The 17,582-nt window shown below is 42.0% G+C and carries 17 protein-coding genes; 6 read left to right on the top strand and 11 right to left on the bottom strand.

Annotated elements, in window-relative coordinates:
- Positions 1-277: 277 nt before the first annotated feature.
- Together AB5I83_RS02940 and AB5I83_RS02935 are read right to left on the bottom strand one after the other, a co-directional pair.
- Positions 278-451 carry a zinc-finger domain-containing protein gene (locus tag AB5I83_RS02940; RefSeq protein ID WP_448972689.1) on the bottom strand — a complete coding sequence of 58 codons (174 nt, stop codon included), beginning with the start codon at positions 449-451 and terminating at the stop codon, positions 278-280.
- 24 nt (positions 452-475) lie between these two features.
- Positions 476-1,132 carry a reverse transcriptase-like protein gene (locus tag AB5I83_RS02935; protein WP_448973887.1) on the bottom strand — a complete coding sequence of 219 codons (657 nt, stop codon included), beginning with the start codon at positions 1,130-1,132 and terminating at the stop codon, positions 476-478.
- A 197-nt stretch (positions 1,133-1,329) separates the two neighbouring features.
- On the opposite strand from AB5I83_RS02935, the gene AB5I83_RS02930 reads away from it, so the two are divergent.
- A complete protein-coding gene (locus AB5I83_RS02930) occupies positions 1,330-1,737 on the top strand; it encodes a reverse transcriptase-like protein (RefSeq protein WP_167831304.1) in 408 nt (135 codons plus the stop codon).
- Between the two features lies 1 nt (position 1,738).
- Positions 1,739-2,677 (top strand): DMT family transporter, encoded by a 939-nt coding sequence (locus AB5I83_RS02925; protein WP_448972688.1) that lies wholly within the window; start codon positions 1,739-1,741, stop codon positions 2,675-2,677.
- Positions 2,678-2,854: 177 nt separating this feature from the next.
- On the opposite strand, the gene AB5I83_RS02920 is transcribed toward AB5I83_RS02925, so the two are convergent.
- Positions 2,855-3,136 (bottom strand): DUF6123 family protein, encoded by a 282-nt coding sequence (locus tag AB5I83_RS02920; RefSeq protein WP_448972686.1) that lies wholly within the window; start codon positions 3,134-3,136, stop codon positions 2,855-2,857.
- A gap of 54 nt (positions 3,137-3,190) precedes the next feature.
- A complete protein-coding gene (locus tag AB5I83_RS02915; protein ID WP_167831670.1) occupies positions 3,191-3,652 on the bottom strand; it encodes a divergent PAP2 family protein in 462 nt (153 codons plus the stop codon).
- A 157-nt stretch (positions 3,653-3,809) separates the two neighbouring features.
- On the opposite strand from AB5I83_RS02915, the gene sspL reads away from it, so the two are divergent.
- Positions 3,810-3,941 (top strand): small, acid-soluble spore protein L, encoded by a 132-nt coding sequence (gene sspL, locus AB5I83_RS02910; RefSeq protein ID WP_167831306.1) that lies wholly within the window; start codon positions 3,810-3,812, stop codon positions 3,939-3,941.
- A 51-nt stretch (positions 3,942-3,992) separates the two neighbouring features.
- Here the strand turns inward: sspL and AB5I83_RS02905 are convergent, their stop codons facing one another.
- The 6 genes from AB5I83_RS02905 to AB5I83_RS02880 all read right to left on the bottom strand — a co-directional run bounded on the left by AB5I83_RS02905 (position 3,993) and on the right by AB5I83_RS02880 (position 13,093).
- Positions 3,993-4,883 carry a 5'-3' exonuclease gene (locus AB5I83_RS02905; protein WP_448972684.1) on the bottom strand — a complete coding sequence of 297 codons (891 nt, stop codon included), beginning with the start codon at positions 4,881-4,883 and terminating at the stop codon, positions 3,993-3,995.
- A 178-nt stretch (positions 4,884-5,061) separates the two neighbouring features.
- The gene (locus AB5I83_RS02900) at positions 5,062-5,898 is read right to left on the bottom strand and encodes a sulfurtransferase (protein WP_448972682.1); all 837 of its coding nucleotides are present in this window, start codon (positions 5,896-5,898) and stop codon (positions 5,062-5,064) included.
- Positions 5,899-6,104: 206 nt separating this feature from the next.
- Positions 6,105-9,758 carry a dynamin family protein gene (locus tag AB5I83_RS02895; protein ID WP_448972680.1) on the bottom strand — a complete coding sequence of 1,218 codons (3,654 nt, stop codon included), beginning with the start codon at positions 9,756-9,758 and terminating at the stop codon, positions 6,105-6,107.
- 327 nt (positions 9,759-10,085) lie between these two features.
- Positions 10,086-10,655 carry an isoprenylcysteine carboxyl methyltransferase family protein gene (locus AB5I83_RS02890; protein ID WP_448972678.1) on the bottom strand — a complete coding sequence of 190 codons (570 nt, stop codon included), beginning with the start codon at positions 10,653-10,655 and terminating at the stop codon, positions 10,086-10,088.
- Between the two features lies 1 nt (position 10,656).
- Positions 10,657-11,742, bottom strand: a complete 1,086-nt coding sequence (locus AB5I83_RS02885; RefSeq protein WP_448972676.1) for a type III polyketide synthase — start codon at positions 11,740-11,742, stop codon at positions 10,657-10,659.
- A gap of 577 nt (positions 11,743-12,319) precedes the next feature.
- Positions 12,320-13,093, bottom strand: coding sequence for an SDR family NAD(P)-dependent oxidoreductase (locus AB5I83_RS02880; RefSeq protein ID WP_448972674.1), 774 nt, complete (start codon positions 13,091-13,093; stop codon positions 12,320-12,322).
- A gap of 637 nt (positions 13,094-13,730) precedes the next feature.
- Here AB5I83_RS02880 and AB5I83_RS02875 point away from each other — a divergent pair.
- From AB5I83_RS02875 to AB5I83_RS02865, 3 genes are read left to right on the top strand one after another with little or no spacing between them, the layout of a single operon-like run.
- Positions 13,731-13,880 carry a cytochrome c oxidase subunit 2A gene (locus AB5I83_RS02875; protein ID WP_192470442.1) on the top strand — a complete coding sequence of 50 codons (150 nt, stop codon included), beginning with the start codon at positions 13,731-13,733 and terminating at the stop codon, positions 13,878-13,880.
- Positions 13,881-13,907: 27 nt separating this feature from the next.
- Entirely contained in the window at positions 13,908-14,384 is a 477-nt protein-coding gene (locus tag AB5I83_RS02870; RefSeq protein ID WP_167831314.1) for a cytochrome c oxidase subunit II, read from the top strand.
- On the top strand, positions 14,384-16,039 hold the full coding sequence (locus tag AB5I83_RS02865) for a b(o/a)3-type cytochrome-c oxidase subunit 1 (protein ID WP_167831315.1): 1,656 nt from the start codon (positions 14,384-14,386) through the stop codon (positions 16,037-16,039). The genes AB5I83_RS02870 and AB5I83_RS02865 overlap by 1 nt, the downstream gene beginning before the upstream one ends.
- Positions 16,040-16,185: 146 nt before the next feature.
- Here the strand turns inward: AB5I83_RS02865 and asnS are convergent, their stop codons facing one another.
- Positions 16,186-17,577 carry an asparagine--tRNA ligase gene (asnS, locus tag AB5I83_RS02860; RefSeq protein ID WP_448972671.1) on the bottom strand — a complete coding sequence of 464 codons (1,392 nt, stop codon included), beginning with the start codon at positions 17,575-17,577 and terminating at the stop codon, positions 16,186-16,188.
- Positions 17,578-17,582 lie beyond the last annotated feature (5 nt).

The raw sequence follows: 17,582 nt of genomic DNA, 5'->3' as shown, positions 1-17,582 counted from the left end.
TGTTAGACATTTTGACTTCGCTCTTTTGCTGAAATGTCTATAAAAAGCCCTTTCTTAGACATTTTGGCTTCGCGATTCCACTGAGATGTCTATAAAACGCCCTTTCTTAGACATTTCTCCTTCAAACTCCCTTTGAAATGTCCATAAAAGTCTATTTCTTAGACATATTAGCTCTGTGCTCCTGCTGAAATGTCCATTAAGGGTTGTTTCTTGGACATTTAGCGCTCACGCTCCTGCTGAAATGTCTATAAAGGTGTTACCACGCGAACGAACCAAACTATAGTTTTTGCCCGCATTTTTTTATTTTCTCCCCAACGGTGCATTCATTGATGCAGAACCGGTGGGCATGTCTTTTACCGTTTTCTTGCCGGTGGAGCTTTTTGAGGAAGCAGCCATTGCAGTATGTAGTGAGCAATGTTTCTACCTCGGCAAGGATTTCATTACGCGTCACTGAATTACCGCCTTTCCCTCCTGGTTATAATATTTGCATCTTGCTGTTAATCATTTTACCCTGCAGTGCCTGAGTCGCCAATTTATCAGCCTCTTTATTTTCTTTTCTGCCTACCGGATTGTATCTCGGATGCAAGCCAAGCTCTTTAATTTTATTTTCGATTCTGTCGAGCCAACGGTTAAGGGTTTCTTCATAACAAGGCCACTCTCCCTCTAACTGCTTAAGAACTACCTGGGAATCACCTTTTATCTCACAGGTCATGTTCTTAACACCCATTTCCTCAAGGATGGTGAGGGCAAAATATAGAGCAGCATATTCTGCTTCATTGTTTGTTTCAAGCTCATCGAACACTTCATTGGCTCGCAATCTGTATTTTTTCTTTCCTTGCTTGAAGTAGATTATGGTGCCGAGTCCTGCTTTATGATTATAGTTATCAAAACCGCCATCAAAATAAACAGTAAGGTCATGAGGCTCTTCTTCCACTTCTTCCAGAAGCTTGCGCATTTCCTTCAATGTCCACGAAGTGCCGATTTCATCTATGAAAGATATCTCTCCAGCTTTACCCGATTTATCTAGCTCTTCACCAGCCTGAAGTGCATGCTCACCATCAAGAAAATCGGAGCTGAACAGGATGGGTTCTATTCCTTTTGCTTTATATTCCCATTCTAATTTATACTTCATGAATTCTCCCCCGCTTTCTGAATCTGTTTTCGCACTGCCAAATGGCTTATTTTTAGTTATCTTACCCATTTTCAGACCACGTTACAATGAAAAAGGGACGATGAATCGGTTTTGCTGATAGTATATTTTTATAAAATATCGCTCCTATTATGATACACTAACTATTATCTGTACAAACCAACCGGGAGTGATCTTTGTTGTTCGAAGTCTATATTGATGGCGCAAGTGCTGGCAACCCTGGACCAAGCGGTGCTGGTATTTTTATAAAAGGAGAAGGAGAAGTTTTCAGATACTCCATCCCTCTCGGGGTCATGTCTAACCATGAAGCTGAATATCATGCATTTATAAAAGCATTGGAAATCTGTCTTGAAAAAGGTTTCCGTGTGGTATCATTCAGAACCGATTCACAGCTCGTTAATGCAGCAGTAGAAAAGGAGTTCGTAAAAAACAAGCTTTATGCCCCTCTTCTGGAAAAAGCAATGAATCTTGCCGGACAATTTGATTTGTTTTTCATGAAATGGATTCCATCGAGTGAAAATAAGACAGCGGACGAACTGGCAAGGAAGGCTGTAAGGGAGAACAACATGAAAGGAACAGAAGACTAATATGAAAGCATCATCTTTTGCGGATTTAAGCTTACTATTTGTAGCCCTCATCTGGGGCGCCACATTCGTTCTTGTACAAAATGCGATCTCTTTTCTCGAGCCACAATCGTTCAACGCAGTCCGGTTTGCCTTTGCAGCCATCCTGTTAGTACTCTGGCTTATGTTTTTTGAAAAAGAACAACTAAAAAAGCTGGATAAAAAATTACTTTTATCCGGGATCATGTTGGGTTTTTGGTTATTCATCGGCTATGCTTTCCAGACATTAGGTTTGCTTTATACGACCTCATCCAAGGCGGGATTTATCACTGGATTGAGTGTTGTCCTGGTACCTTTGTTAATGCTCGGAATCCTGAAACAGCGGCCTAGTATAAATTCGATCGCTGGTGTTTCGGCAGCAACTGCGGGACTTTATCTTTTAACAATTTCAGATGTGTCCAGCCTTAATATCGGAGATGCTTTCGTTCTGATTTGCGCGGCAGGATTTGCCCTTCATATCGTTTTTACCGGAAAATACAGCAGCAGTTATCCTACACTCCTTTTAACTACGGTTCAAATTGCAACTGTAGCGGCATTATCAGCCATTTCAGCTGTCTTTTTTGAAGATTGGAAAAGGGCATTCAACCCTGATGTCATCTTTTCAACGAATGTCGTGGCAGCCCTGCTGGTTACATCTATTCTTGCAACGGCATTGGCCTTTTTTATCCAGACGAATTTCCAAAAACATACGACTGCTACTCGAGTCGCCTTGATTTTTGCGATGGAACCTGTTTTTGCGGCAATCACGGCTTACTTCTGGGCAGATGAGCGCCTGACATATAGCGCTCTTGCCGGCTGTGTATTAATATTTGCGGGTATGGTATTCGCGGAATTGCCTCCTGGCAAATTCGAAAGATTCATTCGAAAACTATCCCCTAAAAAAGAGGCTGATTTCAAAGCATAATGCTCTGGAATCAGCCTCTCCTTAATTTAGTTTAAATAATTTCTACTTCGAGAATTGTCCAGCTCCAGCGCCTATCCCCTCGAGTCGCTTCGGTCCTGTCAATGAAGTCAAAGAACGACTTCACTGCCAGACCCTCCAGCGCTTGTCGGGGCTTACCACGGCGCTTACGCTTTTCGATTATACGGCTAAAAGCTCGATTTTTTTTACATACTGTAACGCTGCTTTGCGGGAATAAATTTTATTAGATGCAAACGTCTCGAGTAATGAAACAAAGAAGCTTCCATCAAAACCTTTTTGAGCTTTTAAGGTAATTTCAATCGCGGCGTTAGTAATTTCATCGCTTGAATTCGTATACTGCTGACCAAAAAATATAAAGCCGATGGCGTCCTCACGCAACTGGAACCCCTTGCTCTTCAAATGAAGCAAGTAATCTTCAACTGTCCGCACTGACTGAATCAATCCTCTCTCCAAGCCAACTTCTAGTAAAATTTTACCGCAACATTCGATCTTTTTCTACCGTTTTTTTGTTAAAAGGTATCCTGCAATTCCCATCGCCATGCCAAAAAGGGCTCCGCCTAGCACCTCTTTTGGCTGGTGGCCAAGCATTTCCTTCAATGGATCCGGGGATTTTTCTTCAAACTCTACCGGGTCATCCTCATGGATTTTATCAATTAATTCATCAAGGTCATTTACTTTTAAAGTGAGCTCTCCCGTTTGTCTTCTTATCCCCTGGGCATCGTACATGACGATCATGCCGTAGACGAGGGATAATGCAAAGTCAATCGATCGAACACCTTTTGTAAGGGCAACATATGTGGTTAAAGAAGATACACCAGCTGAATGGGAGCTTGGCATTCCGCCGCTTGCCAAAAATAAATCTGGCTTCCACTCCTGTGTCTTTGCATAATGAAACGGTATTTTTAAGGCCTGAGCAAGGCCAATACTTGAAATAGCAATAACTGCACCTTTGTTCATCATCCGTCACCTCCATGTTATTTTGAAGAAAAATGATTGCTTTTATTCTTGCTCGTTCATAATAAGGATTAAGCTGTAACAAGCAGACAACCTATAAAGGTTAATTCTCATTTCTCGGCATTTTTAAACAAAAAATTTTTTGGAGGGATTGCTGATCATGAGTAAAAAGGGAAACAGAGGCATTAAGGCACCCGGAGTAACCCCGCAAGGTTACGGACAAGATGCTGAATTTGCTGAAGAGCCAAAGTCCAAGCTCGAAAATGCAGCTAAGAAGAAGAATACAAAGTAGTGAAGTAAGCTAAACGCTAAAAAACGGCTGGTATAGTACCAGCCGTTTTCATTAAGCGTATATAGAGTCATTTTCAAACAGGCGGTGCAGCCCTCTGAGTTCCACTTCATTGAACTTGGCGAGAAGCTTATCACGATTAATTTTGAATAGGGCTTCATCCATCTTGCACTCAACAGGTACATCACATTTGATTTCCGCAAGCTGCCTGCTTAGATGAAGCATTTCAAGATCAGCTTCGATTTTAGCACGCTGTGATTTTGTCAGCTGATGCAGGTTCGCGATGACCCCTTCTACATCTCCATGCTCTTGAAGAAGTTTAACAGCTGTCTTCTCACCGATTCCTCGGACTCCAGGATAGTTATCACTCGGGTCTCCCATGAAGGCTTTTAAATCAATCATCTGTTCAGGCCAGATTCCCTTTTCGGCAAAGAGGCTATTGCGGTCATGTACTTGATAATTGCCATAACCCTTTTGAAGAAGGATGACTGAAACCCGATCATCAATCAGCTGGAGAATATCCTTATCACCTGTCAGAATCGTTACAGAATCGACTTCCTTAGCCGTCCTGGCAATCGTGCCGATACAGTCATCCGCTTCATAGCCCGGCAACCCAATGTTAGGGACATCCAGAGCTTCGACTACTTCTTTGACAAGGTCGAACTGCGGGAGAAGCTCAACTGGTGCCTCAGGTCTATTTGCTTTATAGTTATTGAACATTTCGGTGCGGAAGGTTTTGCTGCCCATATCCCAGCAAACAGCCGTATGGGTGGGCTTGAAATTTGCCACCGCAGTCGCGAAGTGTTTAATGAAACCGTGGATCGCATTTGTAGGGACCCCTTTGGAATTGATCATGAACTGTCCGGAAACAGCTGTTGCATAGAATGCTCTGAATAACAAAGCCATCCCATCAACAAGCATTAGCGAAGTCTTATTATTCTCCAAGTTGGTACCTCCAATGTGATAGATTGAGCGAACGCTCTATTTTAAAAAATTTATGTCTTAATGTAAAAGTCAACTTTGATATTATATCACAATTCTTGGTGTTCCCTTGTATATTCCGAAAATAAGCATTCTTCAATCAGTGAAAAGGCTGAGTCGAAAGAAGACTTTCTCCAAAGAATCATTCACCTTTGGAAACGGGATTTTCATGATAAGACACCCAATCGCTGTAGCTTCCTGCATATAGCCTGACATTCTTGAATCCAGCCTCTTTTAAGGCAATAAAATTCGGTGTTGCCGTCACCCCAGATCCACAATAAACGATGATTGGCTGATTAGGATCCAGGTCTTCAAATCTCTTTTTCTGCTCGTCACATGGTTTATAGAAACCATTCTCGAAGCCTTCCATCCACGGTTTATTGATCGCTGTGGGGATATGGCCAGGAACCCGGTCGATTGGCTCCTCGATTCCAAGATATCGTCTGCTTTCACGGGAATCAATAAGAGCAGCACTACCTGTCCCTTTGAGTGCGAGGTCCTTTACTTCTTCAAAAGAAGCAAGCATCTCCTTGTTTTCTTGGATGATGTAATTTGTCTGTTGATAATGCGGTACTGAATCCTCAGTCGGATAGCCGGACTTCTCCCATGCAACAATGCCTCCATTTAGGATATAGACTTTTTCATGACCAACATATTTCAGTAGCCACCACATCCTCGAAGCAAATGCTCCTTCCTTGCCGTCATATACAACGACTAAGCTTTCGTTTGTAATTCCAGCATTCTGGAGCCTTTCTTTGAATTGACTAAGAGCCGGGAGCGGATGCCTGCCACCATGCTCCCCGACTTTACCAGAAAGGTCTTTTTCCAGGTCGAAATAGACAGCGCCTGGAATATGGCTATGTTCATAGAGCAATCTGCCCTCGTCAGGATGCCCCAGCTTGAATCGGCAATCGACGACTCTCGTATTCTTATCTCCTAGACGTTCATTAAGCCATTTTGAGTCAATATGATATTGCAAGGCATTCACTCCTTTGTTTGTTTTTGGACCATCAGTTTTTTCACATGTTCTTTTGGATCCCAGCAGGCGAATTGATAATGGCTTTTCGTTTCATAGCCAAGCCTAAGGCAATGATATTTCATTTTCCCTTCCAGTTTTTCAGCCTGAAAATTAACACAAGTAGCACATGCATGAAATCGGTTACTGGTCATTACCTCATACAACCCTTATTGATCGTTTTTTATTTTCAACAGCGCAGTTTTTACAGAATCAATCGAGAAATTATCATCAAGTGCAGAGGTGATTCCTTCAAAATACTCGGTGATTTGCTCTGAAAAATCCTTCTGTACTTTTGCAAACTCCCGCTCCAGTTCAGGCAGATAGTGACCTTTCAGCCTTGCATTCTCTTTTTCGAGATAATCCCCAGCTGGTCCGTGTAAAAGCTTTTCTAGTTCATCCGCCATAAATTTCTTTTCATTCTTTTCAAAGAAGGATTTAGGATTTTTGAACATTCCAAGCGTTTTCCTGAATCTCGTACGATCGATGTCCTGGTATGCTGTTTCAAACTCGAGTCCGGTTAAAGGACCATTTTCCGTGGCAGAGATGGAAACTGAAGAATTAATTTTCAAGAATTCAGCTATCAAAGCTTCCTGGAACTCTTTCAAGATCCGAACAATGAACGCCTCGGACCTCAATGATGTAGCCCTCATTTCCTGAGCAAGGTCATATCCAATGCTATCAATCAATTCATCAAGCGCACTTTCAAGAGCCTTCTTCATATTTCGTCCATCGTCCTTTAAAAGGGCTGGATTGAAGGCCTCCCTGAAGAATTCACCAAATCGGATGAAGACACGCTGGCGAATGTAGTAAGTCAATTCATCACTTTCCTGTATCAGGCGTTCTTCAAGAACCGATGGCTTCTTCTCAGATAAAACACGCAGCATTTCTTCTTGTTGTGATATTAATTTCTGGCGTTTATCAGCCCTTGCCGCCTTATCTTCTTCTGCCGATCTGATCATTTCTTCGATCATATTGATCGCCTGACCCCATTTTGCCTCTGCAGACTCTACAGCCATATTCATAAGGTCATTGGCAATGAATGAATAAAACGATCGTTCAAATTGATTAAAGAGCTGGTCTCCGCCATTCTTATCTTCCAGCTTCGCATTTAACCCACTCAAACTGGAAACAGGGAATAAATGAGGTTTCCTGATTCCGTATTGGACAAGCTGATCCTCAACGTATTCCAAAACGTCCGAACGTTCTGCCTCAGAATTCGCCAAATCGACGGCATTGACAATAAAGAACATTTTATCGAGTTCAAAGGTATCCTTGACCCTGCCAAGCTGAATCAGGAATTCCCTATCCGCTTTTGAAAATGCATGATTATAATAGGTCACGAACAAGATTGCATCTGAATTCTTGATATAATCGAAGGCCACTCCAGTGTGGCGTGCATTGATTGAATCGGCCCCAGGCGTATCAACAAGTGTTATCCCCTCTCTTGTAAGCTCACAATCATAATAAACCTCGATCCACTCTACAAAACAGGATTTTTCCTCTTCAGCAACATACCCTCGGAATGATTCGAGGTCCACAGACAGCAGTTCTCCAAAGCTATTTTTGAAATCGCTGAATCCTTTGGCAAAAGCCTTGAGGAATGAGTAATGTGTTTTTTCTGCCGCACTGTAACCGCTGTCTTCGAATTCAAGAGTATTGATTTGATCGATCGCTCGCTCAAAATCACTTGTATTCTTGCCGAATAATCCTAGAGACCGATCCAATTCTTTCAGCATTTCATCAGCATTCTTAATCTTGACTATGACCGTCCCGTGAGGATGCTCAGTCGTCACCGGCTTGATTTTATTGATTGCAGCAGTAGTCGGATTAGGTGATACCGGCAAAATCCGCTCACCTACGAGAGCGTTCGCGAAAGAAGATTTTCCGGCGCTGAAAGCTCCAAATAAGGCAACTGTAAATTCTCTTTCCTTTAATCGTGATGCTTTTTCTTTCAATTCACGGGCGATTTTTTTCAAACCGGGAATATTCTCGATCTGTTCAGCGGTATAATTCATTTTCTCTACCAGCTGTTGTTGTTCTTCATGAAATTGTGCGATCTCATTACCGCGTTGCTCGACAGGAACTTCCTGAGCTGATGGGCCTGCCTTTTTCTTCGCAGTGTTTGAAGAGGAAGTGTCATCCTTTAGGATCACTTCTGGCTCGTCTTCGGCTGCCCTGAAAATATGATAGTCTTTCTCCAGAAATTCTGTCGGTTGACCATACAGAATTTCCGATACAAGTCTGCGTTGTTCGGCTAAGGTTTCCTGAATGGCACGCAAAGCTTCCCACGCAGAGAAGAGCTTCTCAAGTTTTTCTTCTTTTTGGAGAAGTTCATTTACCTCTTCATCACCTTGCCCTTTTACATTGCCAATGAACTTTTCCTTGATTGGCTCTAGCTTTCTTCTGGCAAGGTTCTTCAATGCGTCAGCGACATCATTCGTATAATTGAGGACATAGTCGCCTGAAAGTCTCGCCCCAGGTTTAACAGCTTCAGAAAGCAGCTCAGTTTGGAAGTCAATCTTGAAATTATTTGCTGCTGTCTGGAGCTCCGTCTGGGAAAGATTATGCTTTTTGAACAGTTTAGATAAAAAGTCCTTGATATGCCAGTTCAGCTGGGATTGCACTTTATCCTCCAGGTCTCGATAGAAATTATCGAGTCTAGCTGTTCGTTCCTGTTCCGTTTTTTGCTTTGAAAACAACAAGCCCACTTTAAAGATTGGCTGCCTCGACTGCAGATAAGCCTCCGCCAGCTCCCTGGTCTGGAATGGCATTAGATAGGCGTTCTTTAAGATATCATTGAGTCCCTCACGAAATTCCCGTTCAGGGTCCCGGTCAATCTGGATTTTTTCAATATGCCTCTTTATTGTATCTAACTCCTCCGACAGTCTTTGCCGCTCACTGTCAGGAATTCCTTCAAGGACCGTTTCATATTGATCAATTTCTTCGGAAACATTTTGTTGCAGATCCGCCAAATGATCCTCGGTCAGTTTTTCCATCGACTTAAAAATTGAAATTGGCAGAATTTCCTTTCTCTTTCCCTTTCGCTCCATGATAAAAGAACGAAGCTCCTGGAACTGGTTATGAGTAGCATCAGGGTCTTTCAGCGATGTATAAAAGATCCCCGCATGCTTTACCCCCCAGTCAGCAAAAGAAGTTTCAACACTCCTCTTGAATTGGTCAAAAGACAATTCTGCATCCTGATGTTTGTCGACCTGGTTGATAATCAGATACAGTTCTTTTCCAGCATCTGTTAATTCCTTTGTAAAAAGAAAGTTCAGCTCAGATTGGACATGGTTATAATCCATGACATAAAAAACAATGTCTGACAAATGGAGAGCTGATTCAGTTGCAATCCTATGGGCATCATCTGTAGAATCGATTCCCGGTGTATCCATGATGACGGCCTGCTCAAGAAACTCCGCCCCACTATGGCTGATTTCGATTGCCTGTATTTGTTCTCCATCCTTGCAGTACGTTTTGACGGTTTCATAATCATATGGTGCCGGATACAAGCGTGAGCTGCCTTCTTTGAAGATGACCTTGGCATATTCAGCACCTGATTTAATCCTTACCAGGTTTGCACTGGTTGGGATCGGGCTTGATGGCAGGATGTTGTCGCCAATCAACCTGTTGATCATACTCGATTTCCCTGCGGAAAAATGACCGCAAAAAGCGATTGAGAATTCTTCTTCGACAGCTTTTCTTCCCAATTCCTTTACTTTTTCAGCTGTATCTTCATCGTGGTTTGAATTCATTAAGTTATATAAAGATAGGATCTTTCCAAGAAGCTTATGATCTTGCTGTGCGATAGTCTGGCCCATTCCTCTAACCCCTTGTGACAAAATTGTGAATAACTTTATTTTATATGATTTTTCGCTCTTTTCCTATAATTACATTTACGCCTTAAGAAAAAAGAAAGCCCGGACGCTGTGTCCGGACTTTCATCTAATTGAGAAAATGGTTGGTTAATGTGGTTTTAGTACATTGCTAAGTACGTATTTCATAAGTAAGGAATAAGCTGCTATGGTTGAAACAATGATCATTGAAACCATGGGTCCGACACCATCCTTAAGGTTCTTTTAATTGAGAACAATTTTCATCTTAAGAAAAGTGTAGCACTATTGATTATCATTTTCAATGAAAGGAGGTTAATTGTCACACTTATTTAACAAATTCGGAACGAAGCGCCCATGAGTTGAGAATTCTGATTCATACTTCGTCAGCTCTCTCAATGCCTTTTCCTCCGCTGGGATCCTAATGGATAAAATAAGGATATTTAATAGGGTAAAGACTGCCATTGTAATATAGGCATTGAACATTAAGGGAATAACAATCAATTCTATCGCCACTATTAAATAGTTAGGATGCTTGATGATCTTATACGGACCTCTCTTGACGACATTGGCTCCCGGAAGAATGATGATTTTTGTATTCCAGAATCTTCCCAATGAAGTCAGTGCCCAAATCCTCATTATCTGTGTGAAAATGAACAGAGCAAGTAACACTGGCCAATATCCTGACAGATTTTTATCAAAGAGAGTCACTTCCACGATAAAAGTGATAAAAAAAGCTGTGTGGATTGCAACCATAGCAGGATAGTGTCCCTGTCCAAACTCTATTGCTCCCTGCTCTTTCATCCAGGCCTCATTTTTTCTGGCTATGACTAGTTCTATCATCCTCTGAAAGATTACCAATCCGACAAATATGAGGAACACCATTTTATTCCCACCTCATCAATAACAATTCCGAGCTGAATCCGGGCCCTAGGGCAGCACCCAAGCCAAGGTCGCCTTTCTCTGCAGTCTCCATGAACCTCTTTAATACGTATAGTATTGTCACTGAAGACATATTCCCATATTCTTTCAAGACTTCGAGTGAAGTCTTCGTCATCGTCTTTGGAAACTGTAATGCAGATACATAGGCTTCAAGTACTTTCTTTCCTCCAGGATGCGCAATAAAGTGATCAAGATCTGGAACGTCAAGGCCATTGGTATTCAAGAACCTTAAAACATTGGGCTGCAGCCAGTTTTCAATGATCGTCGGTATATCCTTGGAAAAGACGACATATAGTCCCTCATTTTTCACTTCCCAGCCCATTACATCTTCCGAATCAGGCATGGTGGTGGACTGTGTACCGATAATATTGGGGGCCGAAGATTTTTTCATCATATTTTCATAGCCTGATCGATCTCCGCAGACCAGGGCACAGGCAACACCGTCTGCAAACAGTGAAGTGCCGATCAGATTGCTTTTTGAACGGTCGTTTCGTTGAAAAGTTAAGCTGCACAACTCAATGGATAGCACAAGGACTTTTGCCTCTGGATAGGCAAGACAATACTCATAGGCACGCGACAAGCCTGATGCTCCGCCTGCACACCCGAGGCCCCAAATCGGAATCCTTTTCGTATATTGAGAAGAAGGCAGGACATTCATTATTCTCGCATCAATGCTCGGAGTCGACACACCCGTACTGCTGATGGTAAAAATAGCATCAATCTCTTCAAGATGTACTTCGTCTTTTAGAAACTCATCGTTTTTCAGGCAATTTGAAATGGCTTTTGCCCCAAGATCAACAGCTGCCTCAATATAGGCATCATTCTTCTCTTCAAATGTATGATCATGTTCAAACCATTCAAGATCTTTGGCAAAATGGCGTTTTTCTATTTGACCATTCTGAAAAACGGTAATCAGCCTTTTGATGTCTTTAAAGGATTCACTGAAAAGATTTTCCGCAAAGTCCATTACCTTATCCTGCTCTATAGAATAAGGCGGCACAGCTTCTGCGATGGATATAATTCTCGGCATGTTTATACTCTCCTCACATCTATGTACGGTTACTTTTTCCATTTACCCGGAGAGTATACAGTCAAACTAGTCTATGACTTTGAAACGAAAAAAAAGCCTTCCCCACAATAAGGGAAAGCTAACGTTTTGAAGGAGTTGCTGTGCAAGTTCATTATACAATGCACTGAGGCCTTATACATTATAAAATCTTTACCAGTTGACATTGGATTTCAATGTTTAGTCTCTGCTTTTACCGTTTTTAAGTCAATCGCATATATTTCGGTTAATGTTTACCGGCTATAAGGGTAACGTTTACGCCAATGATACCTTTATGGATGGGATTTCTTCGCTATAAGGGTGCCGTTCACTTCGAACGAGACCCTTATGCACCGTATTTCTCCTCTATAAGAGTGCCGTTCACTCTGAATGAGACCCTTATGCCTGGAATTTCTTCTCTATAAGGGTACCTTTCAAGCACAAGATTTCTCTTTGCAAGTAAATCCACCCGCTTTTAAAGTTTTCTACCTTAAAAAATAGCATCTTGAGGACAGTGCAGTACTCGAACTTCTTGTTACACTAGGTACCATACACCAGGCAATCAAAATCCATGGATCGTCATTCCGCCATCAACGAATAATGTTTGCCCTGTCACATAGTTCCCCGCATCGGAACTCAGGAATACAACAGGCCCTACAAGCTCTGGCAACTCCCCGATCCGCTTCAATGGCGTTACTGAGAGAATATCCTGGACATACGCTTCGTCGGCCAATAATTTTTCTGTCAGCGGCGTTTTGAAGTACCATGGCCCGATTGAATTCACATTAATTCCGTACTGTCCCCATTCCATAGCGAGCACCTTTGTCATCTGCATAAGGGCTGCTTTAGTCGCTGCATAGACGACACCCGTCCTGAGCGCTACTTGTCCGGCAACAGAGGCGATATTAATGATCTTTCCCCCTGCATTTTGTTCCTTCATGATTTTTCCCGCTTCCTGGGACATCATGAAGGCTGATTTCAGGTTGGTATCCATGATTGTTTGCCATTCTTCATCTGTAGCTTCCAAAGCTTTTGAACGGATATTCATTCCTGCATTGTTGACAAGAATATCAATCTTTCCCCATTCGGAACTGACTGCAGAAATCGAATTATGTACTTGGTCCCTTTTGGTCACATCTGTCGGCAGCACAAGAGTTTTCCTTCCTAATTTCTCAATTACCGAAGATGTTTCTTTAAGATTTTCCTCCGTTCGTGCAAGTAAGGCAACATTTGCTCCAGCCTCAGCCAGACCAATAGCGATCGCCCTGCCGATCCCTCTTCCAGCACCTGACACTATCGCTGTTTTCCCTTCTAAATCAAATGATGGCAAAAACATTCATATCATCCCCCCGCTTTAAATTGACTCCATTTTACCATATAAAGCGGAAAATTCAGGCTTCGCCGCCTGACATTCAATTGAAATTCTCGACTGATAAATTTCCTTAATTAGTTTCAAATACAGCATGGCAGATAGAAAAAGCACCAAAACAGGTGCTATTTTTCATTGGATTGCTTTTGTACCTCAATCCAGATTTGTTTTTCGGCTGCTCCTCCACATATATTACATACTTTCATTTCATCATATATGAGGCGGCAATGTTCGCAATAAAACTTCTTCATGAATACCACTTCCTGATCGACACATTTTATATTAGTTTATTCGCTTAAGTTCAGATTAGTGATTCCTATTTTTAAAAATGTCAAGTCGTTCTGTCACATCTCGTTTTGCTTGTTTGCACTTTTGCTCATGGTTTCACATGGGTGTATTCACAAATTCTTCACATTTCCCCCTCGTTCCATGTGACTTAAATCACTGTATTGACGCGTTTTCACCATTAACATAGTAAATATGTCAGGTATGAACAATTTGTGAACTGTCTGAAACCATATTTACGTTTCCAAATTGTTTTGTATTATGAGAATGTACTCATCAATTATTAACGAACATTTAATTACGAAGGGAGTGGACCGGGATGGCTCAGCCTGGAATTGGGAAGAAAACACATACGAAGGTGGAAGAACAATCTTCCTTGAAAGGAACACTTGCATCTGTGTTCTTGTTAGGATTCTTTTTAATCGCTACTTGGGTAGGCGTTTATTTATTATTTGTTAATCGTTTTTAAGAGAGACCAAAAGGGGAGAAACAAGTTATGCATATTCATAAATTTGAAAAGATCTGGCTTATATTTGGAATTACGACATTAATCGTATTTCTATCTGTTATTGGAGTCAGCGCATTTTATTTAGGCAACCAGCCACCAAGCTGCCTGGCAACAATCAATCCTGAAAAGGTAGATACTACAGCACCTTTCGATGAGCCTGGCCTGAAGAAGGTAGAAGGAAAAGAATGGGATTACGAACTTGTCTTTGTAGCCTCCGCATTTTCCTACAATCCTGGACAAATTGAGGTTCCAAAAGGAGCCAAAGTGAAAGTAATCGCGACTACCAAAGACGTCATCCACGGATTCCAGGTGGCAGGAACAAATATTAATATGATGCTTGAGCCTGGGTATATCAGTGAGTTCGTCACAACATTCGACAAAGCTGGCGATTATCTGATTGTTTGTAATGAATATTGTGGTGTCGGCCACCACATGATGACGTCTAAAATCGAGGTGGTTGAATAATGACTACGAAATTAATTAATCCAAAAGTAGACCGCCGAGACGGCAAATTGGCAATGGCCCACTTTTATGTCGCTTTCATCGCTCTTGCAATTGGCGGGCTTGCAGGTTTGCTCCAGACACTCGTCCGTTCAGGAAAATTCGAACTGCCTTCATGGACTGGATATTACCAAATCCTCACCGTCCATGGTGTTGTACTCGGACTGGTTTTAACTACATTTTTCATTATGGGATTCCAGCTCGCTTTAGTGAGCAAAACATCCGGTACATTAACAGATAAACAACGTTTGACTGGCTGGATTGGTTTCTGGACAATGACAATTGGTACCGTAATGGCTGCTGTCATGATCCTGACGAACCAGGCTTCTGTTCTTTATACATTTTACGCACCTTTACAAGCACACGCACTCTTTTACCTAGGACTTACGCTTGTCATCGTCGGAAGCTGGATTGACGGCGCCGCACTGATTATGGCTTACACTTCATGGAGAAAAGCAAATCCAGGAAAACCTAGTCCATTGCTGACTTTCATGTCACTTGTAAACACGCTTATGTGGATTGTTGCGACAATCGGTGTTGCTGCCACTGTATTATTCCAACTGCTTCCTTGGTCACTTGGCCTAGTAGAGCGGGTAGATGTATTAGTCAGCCGTACATTGTTCTGGTATTTCGGACATCCGCTTGTATATTTCTGGCTGTTGCCTGCATATATGGCCTGGTATGCGATCGTGCCAAAGATCATCGGGGGAAAGATTTTCTCTGATTCTTTAGCAAGGATGTCTTTCATCCTATTCCTGTTATTCTCAATCCCTGTTGGTTTCCACCACCAGTTGATGGAACCAGGTATTGACCCAGCATGGAAATTCCTCCAGGTTATTTTGACATTCCTTGTTGTCATCCCATCATTGATGACTGCATTTTCGTTGTTTGCGACATTTGAAATGTTCGGCCGTTCAAAAGGCTCTACTGGCCTATTCGGCTGGGTAAAAAAGCTTCCTTGGGGCGATGCACGCTTTGCAGTACCATTTATCGGAATGCTAGCTTTCATTCCTGCTGGTGCTGGCGGACTAGTCAACGCATCCCACCAGTTGAACCAGGTAGTACACAATACCATCTGGGTTACAGGCCATTTCCATTTGACACTTGCGACTTCAGTCGTCCTGACTTTCTTCGGAATTTCTTATTGGCTAGTCCCTCACCTTACTGGAAGGGTACTAACAAAGGCTATGAATAAACTAGCAATTATTCAGGGGATTGTCTGGGCAATCGGTATGACCTTCATGTCCGGTGCAATGCACGCAGCAGGCCTGCTTGGAGCTCCGCGACGTTCATCATTCTCAACTTACGGCGGTGCAGAACAAGCTGCTGAGTGGATTCCTTACCAGGTCGCACAGGCAGTCGGTGGATCGATCTTGTTCCTAGGAATCATACTGATGCTTTACATTTTCATCAATCTTGCGTTCTTCGCACCTAAAGGTGATGAAGAATTCCCTGTCGGAGAGGTTGCTGATCAAGCTGAGAAGACTCCGATGGTATTTGAAAACTGGAAGTTATGGCTTGGCATCACTGTCCTTTTAATCCTATTCGCTTACACAATACCGTTCATCGATATGATCCAAAATGCACCGATAGGCTCTAAGGGATATAAGTTCTTCTAATAATTCTCTTCTTGAGTTTAGAAGTAAAAAGTAACTAAAACAGGGTATGAAATCATAAAAGGTTTCACACCCTGTTTTTTATTGTTATACAGTATTGAACCTAAAAAATAGGATGCCTAGGCATCCTATTTTTTACAACTATTTAATTAAAACTCTGCATTTCCCGGTGTACGAGGGAATGGAATGACATCACGGATGTTTTTCATTCCTGTTAGATACATAACAAGTCGTTCGAATCCGATTCCATAGCCAGAATGCTTTGTGCTTCCGTATTTTCTAAGCTCTAGATACCACCAGTAATCTTCTTCAGACATACCAAGTTCCTTAATTCGTTCTGCGAGGACTTCTTCTCTTTCCTCACGCTGACTTCCGCCAATTAACTCGCCAATTCCAGGAACTAAAAGGTCGGTTGCGGCAACTGTCTTGCCATCCTCATTCGCTCGCATATAAAATGCCTTGATGTCTTTCGGATAGTCGGTTACGAAGACAGGACGCTTGTAAATTTCCTCACTAAGGTAACGTTCATGCTCGGTTTGCAAATCTGTACCCCATTCAACTGGGTATTCAAATTCCTTGCCTGAGTTCTTTAGCAATTCAACAGCTTCGCTATAAGTAACTCTTCCGAAATCGGATTCTAATGCATTCTGTAATCTTTCGATAAGCGTTTTATCAATAAAGCTGTTAAAGAAGGCCATTTCTTCCGGTGCATGTTCAAAAACGTAATCAATGACATACTTGACCATTTCTTCTCCAAGGTCCATGATATCCGGTAATTCTGCAAAGGCAACTTCCGGCTCAATCATCCAGAATTCTGAAGCATGTCGTGCTGTATTGGAATTTTCTGCTCTGAATGTCGGACCAAAGGTATACACATTACGGAAAGCAAGAGCAAAGCTTTCGACATTTAATTGGCCGCTCACGGTTAAGTTGGTTTCTTTGCCGAAGAAATCTGCACTGTCATCCACTTTTCCGTCTTCGTTTTTTGGAAGCTTGTTCATGTCCATTGCTGTCACACGGAACATTTCTCCTGCTCCTTCAGTATCGCTTCCGGTAATAATCGGTGTATGTACATAGACAAACCCCTTGTCTTGGAAGAATTTGTGAAGGGCATAGGATGCAAGAGATCTTACTCTGAAAACAGCTGAGAAGGCGTTGGCTCTCGGACGTAAGTGAGCGATTGTTCTCAAATATTCAAGAGTATGTCTCTTTTTTTGTATTGGATAATCTGTATTCGATAATCCCTCGACGACAATTTTTGTCGCTTTAATTTCAAAAGGCTGTTTCATGTCAGGAGTTGGTACAAATTCACCTTCTACTAATACAGAAGAGCTAATAGGCAATTTTGTAATTTCTTTGAAGTTATCAAGGGTTTCTTCAAAAACAATTTGTACACTCTTAAAGAAAGTTCCATCATTTAGCTCCATAAAGCCAATGGTTTTAGAATCACGGAGAGTTCGGATCCATCCTGTAATTTGAACAGTTTGGTCTTTGAAATTTTCTTGATTCCTGTATAAATCTTTTACTACGGTTTTAATCATAATTA

The sequence above is a fragment of the Mesobacillus sp. LC4 genome (genome assembly GCF_053543455.1).
The sequence above is the reverse complement of the archived record's forward strand: the minus strand, read 5'-3'. Positions and strand labels throughout refer to the sequence as shown.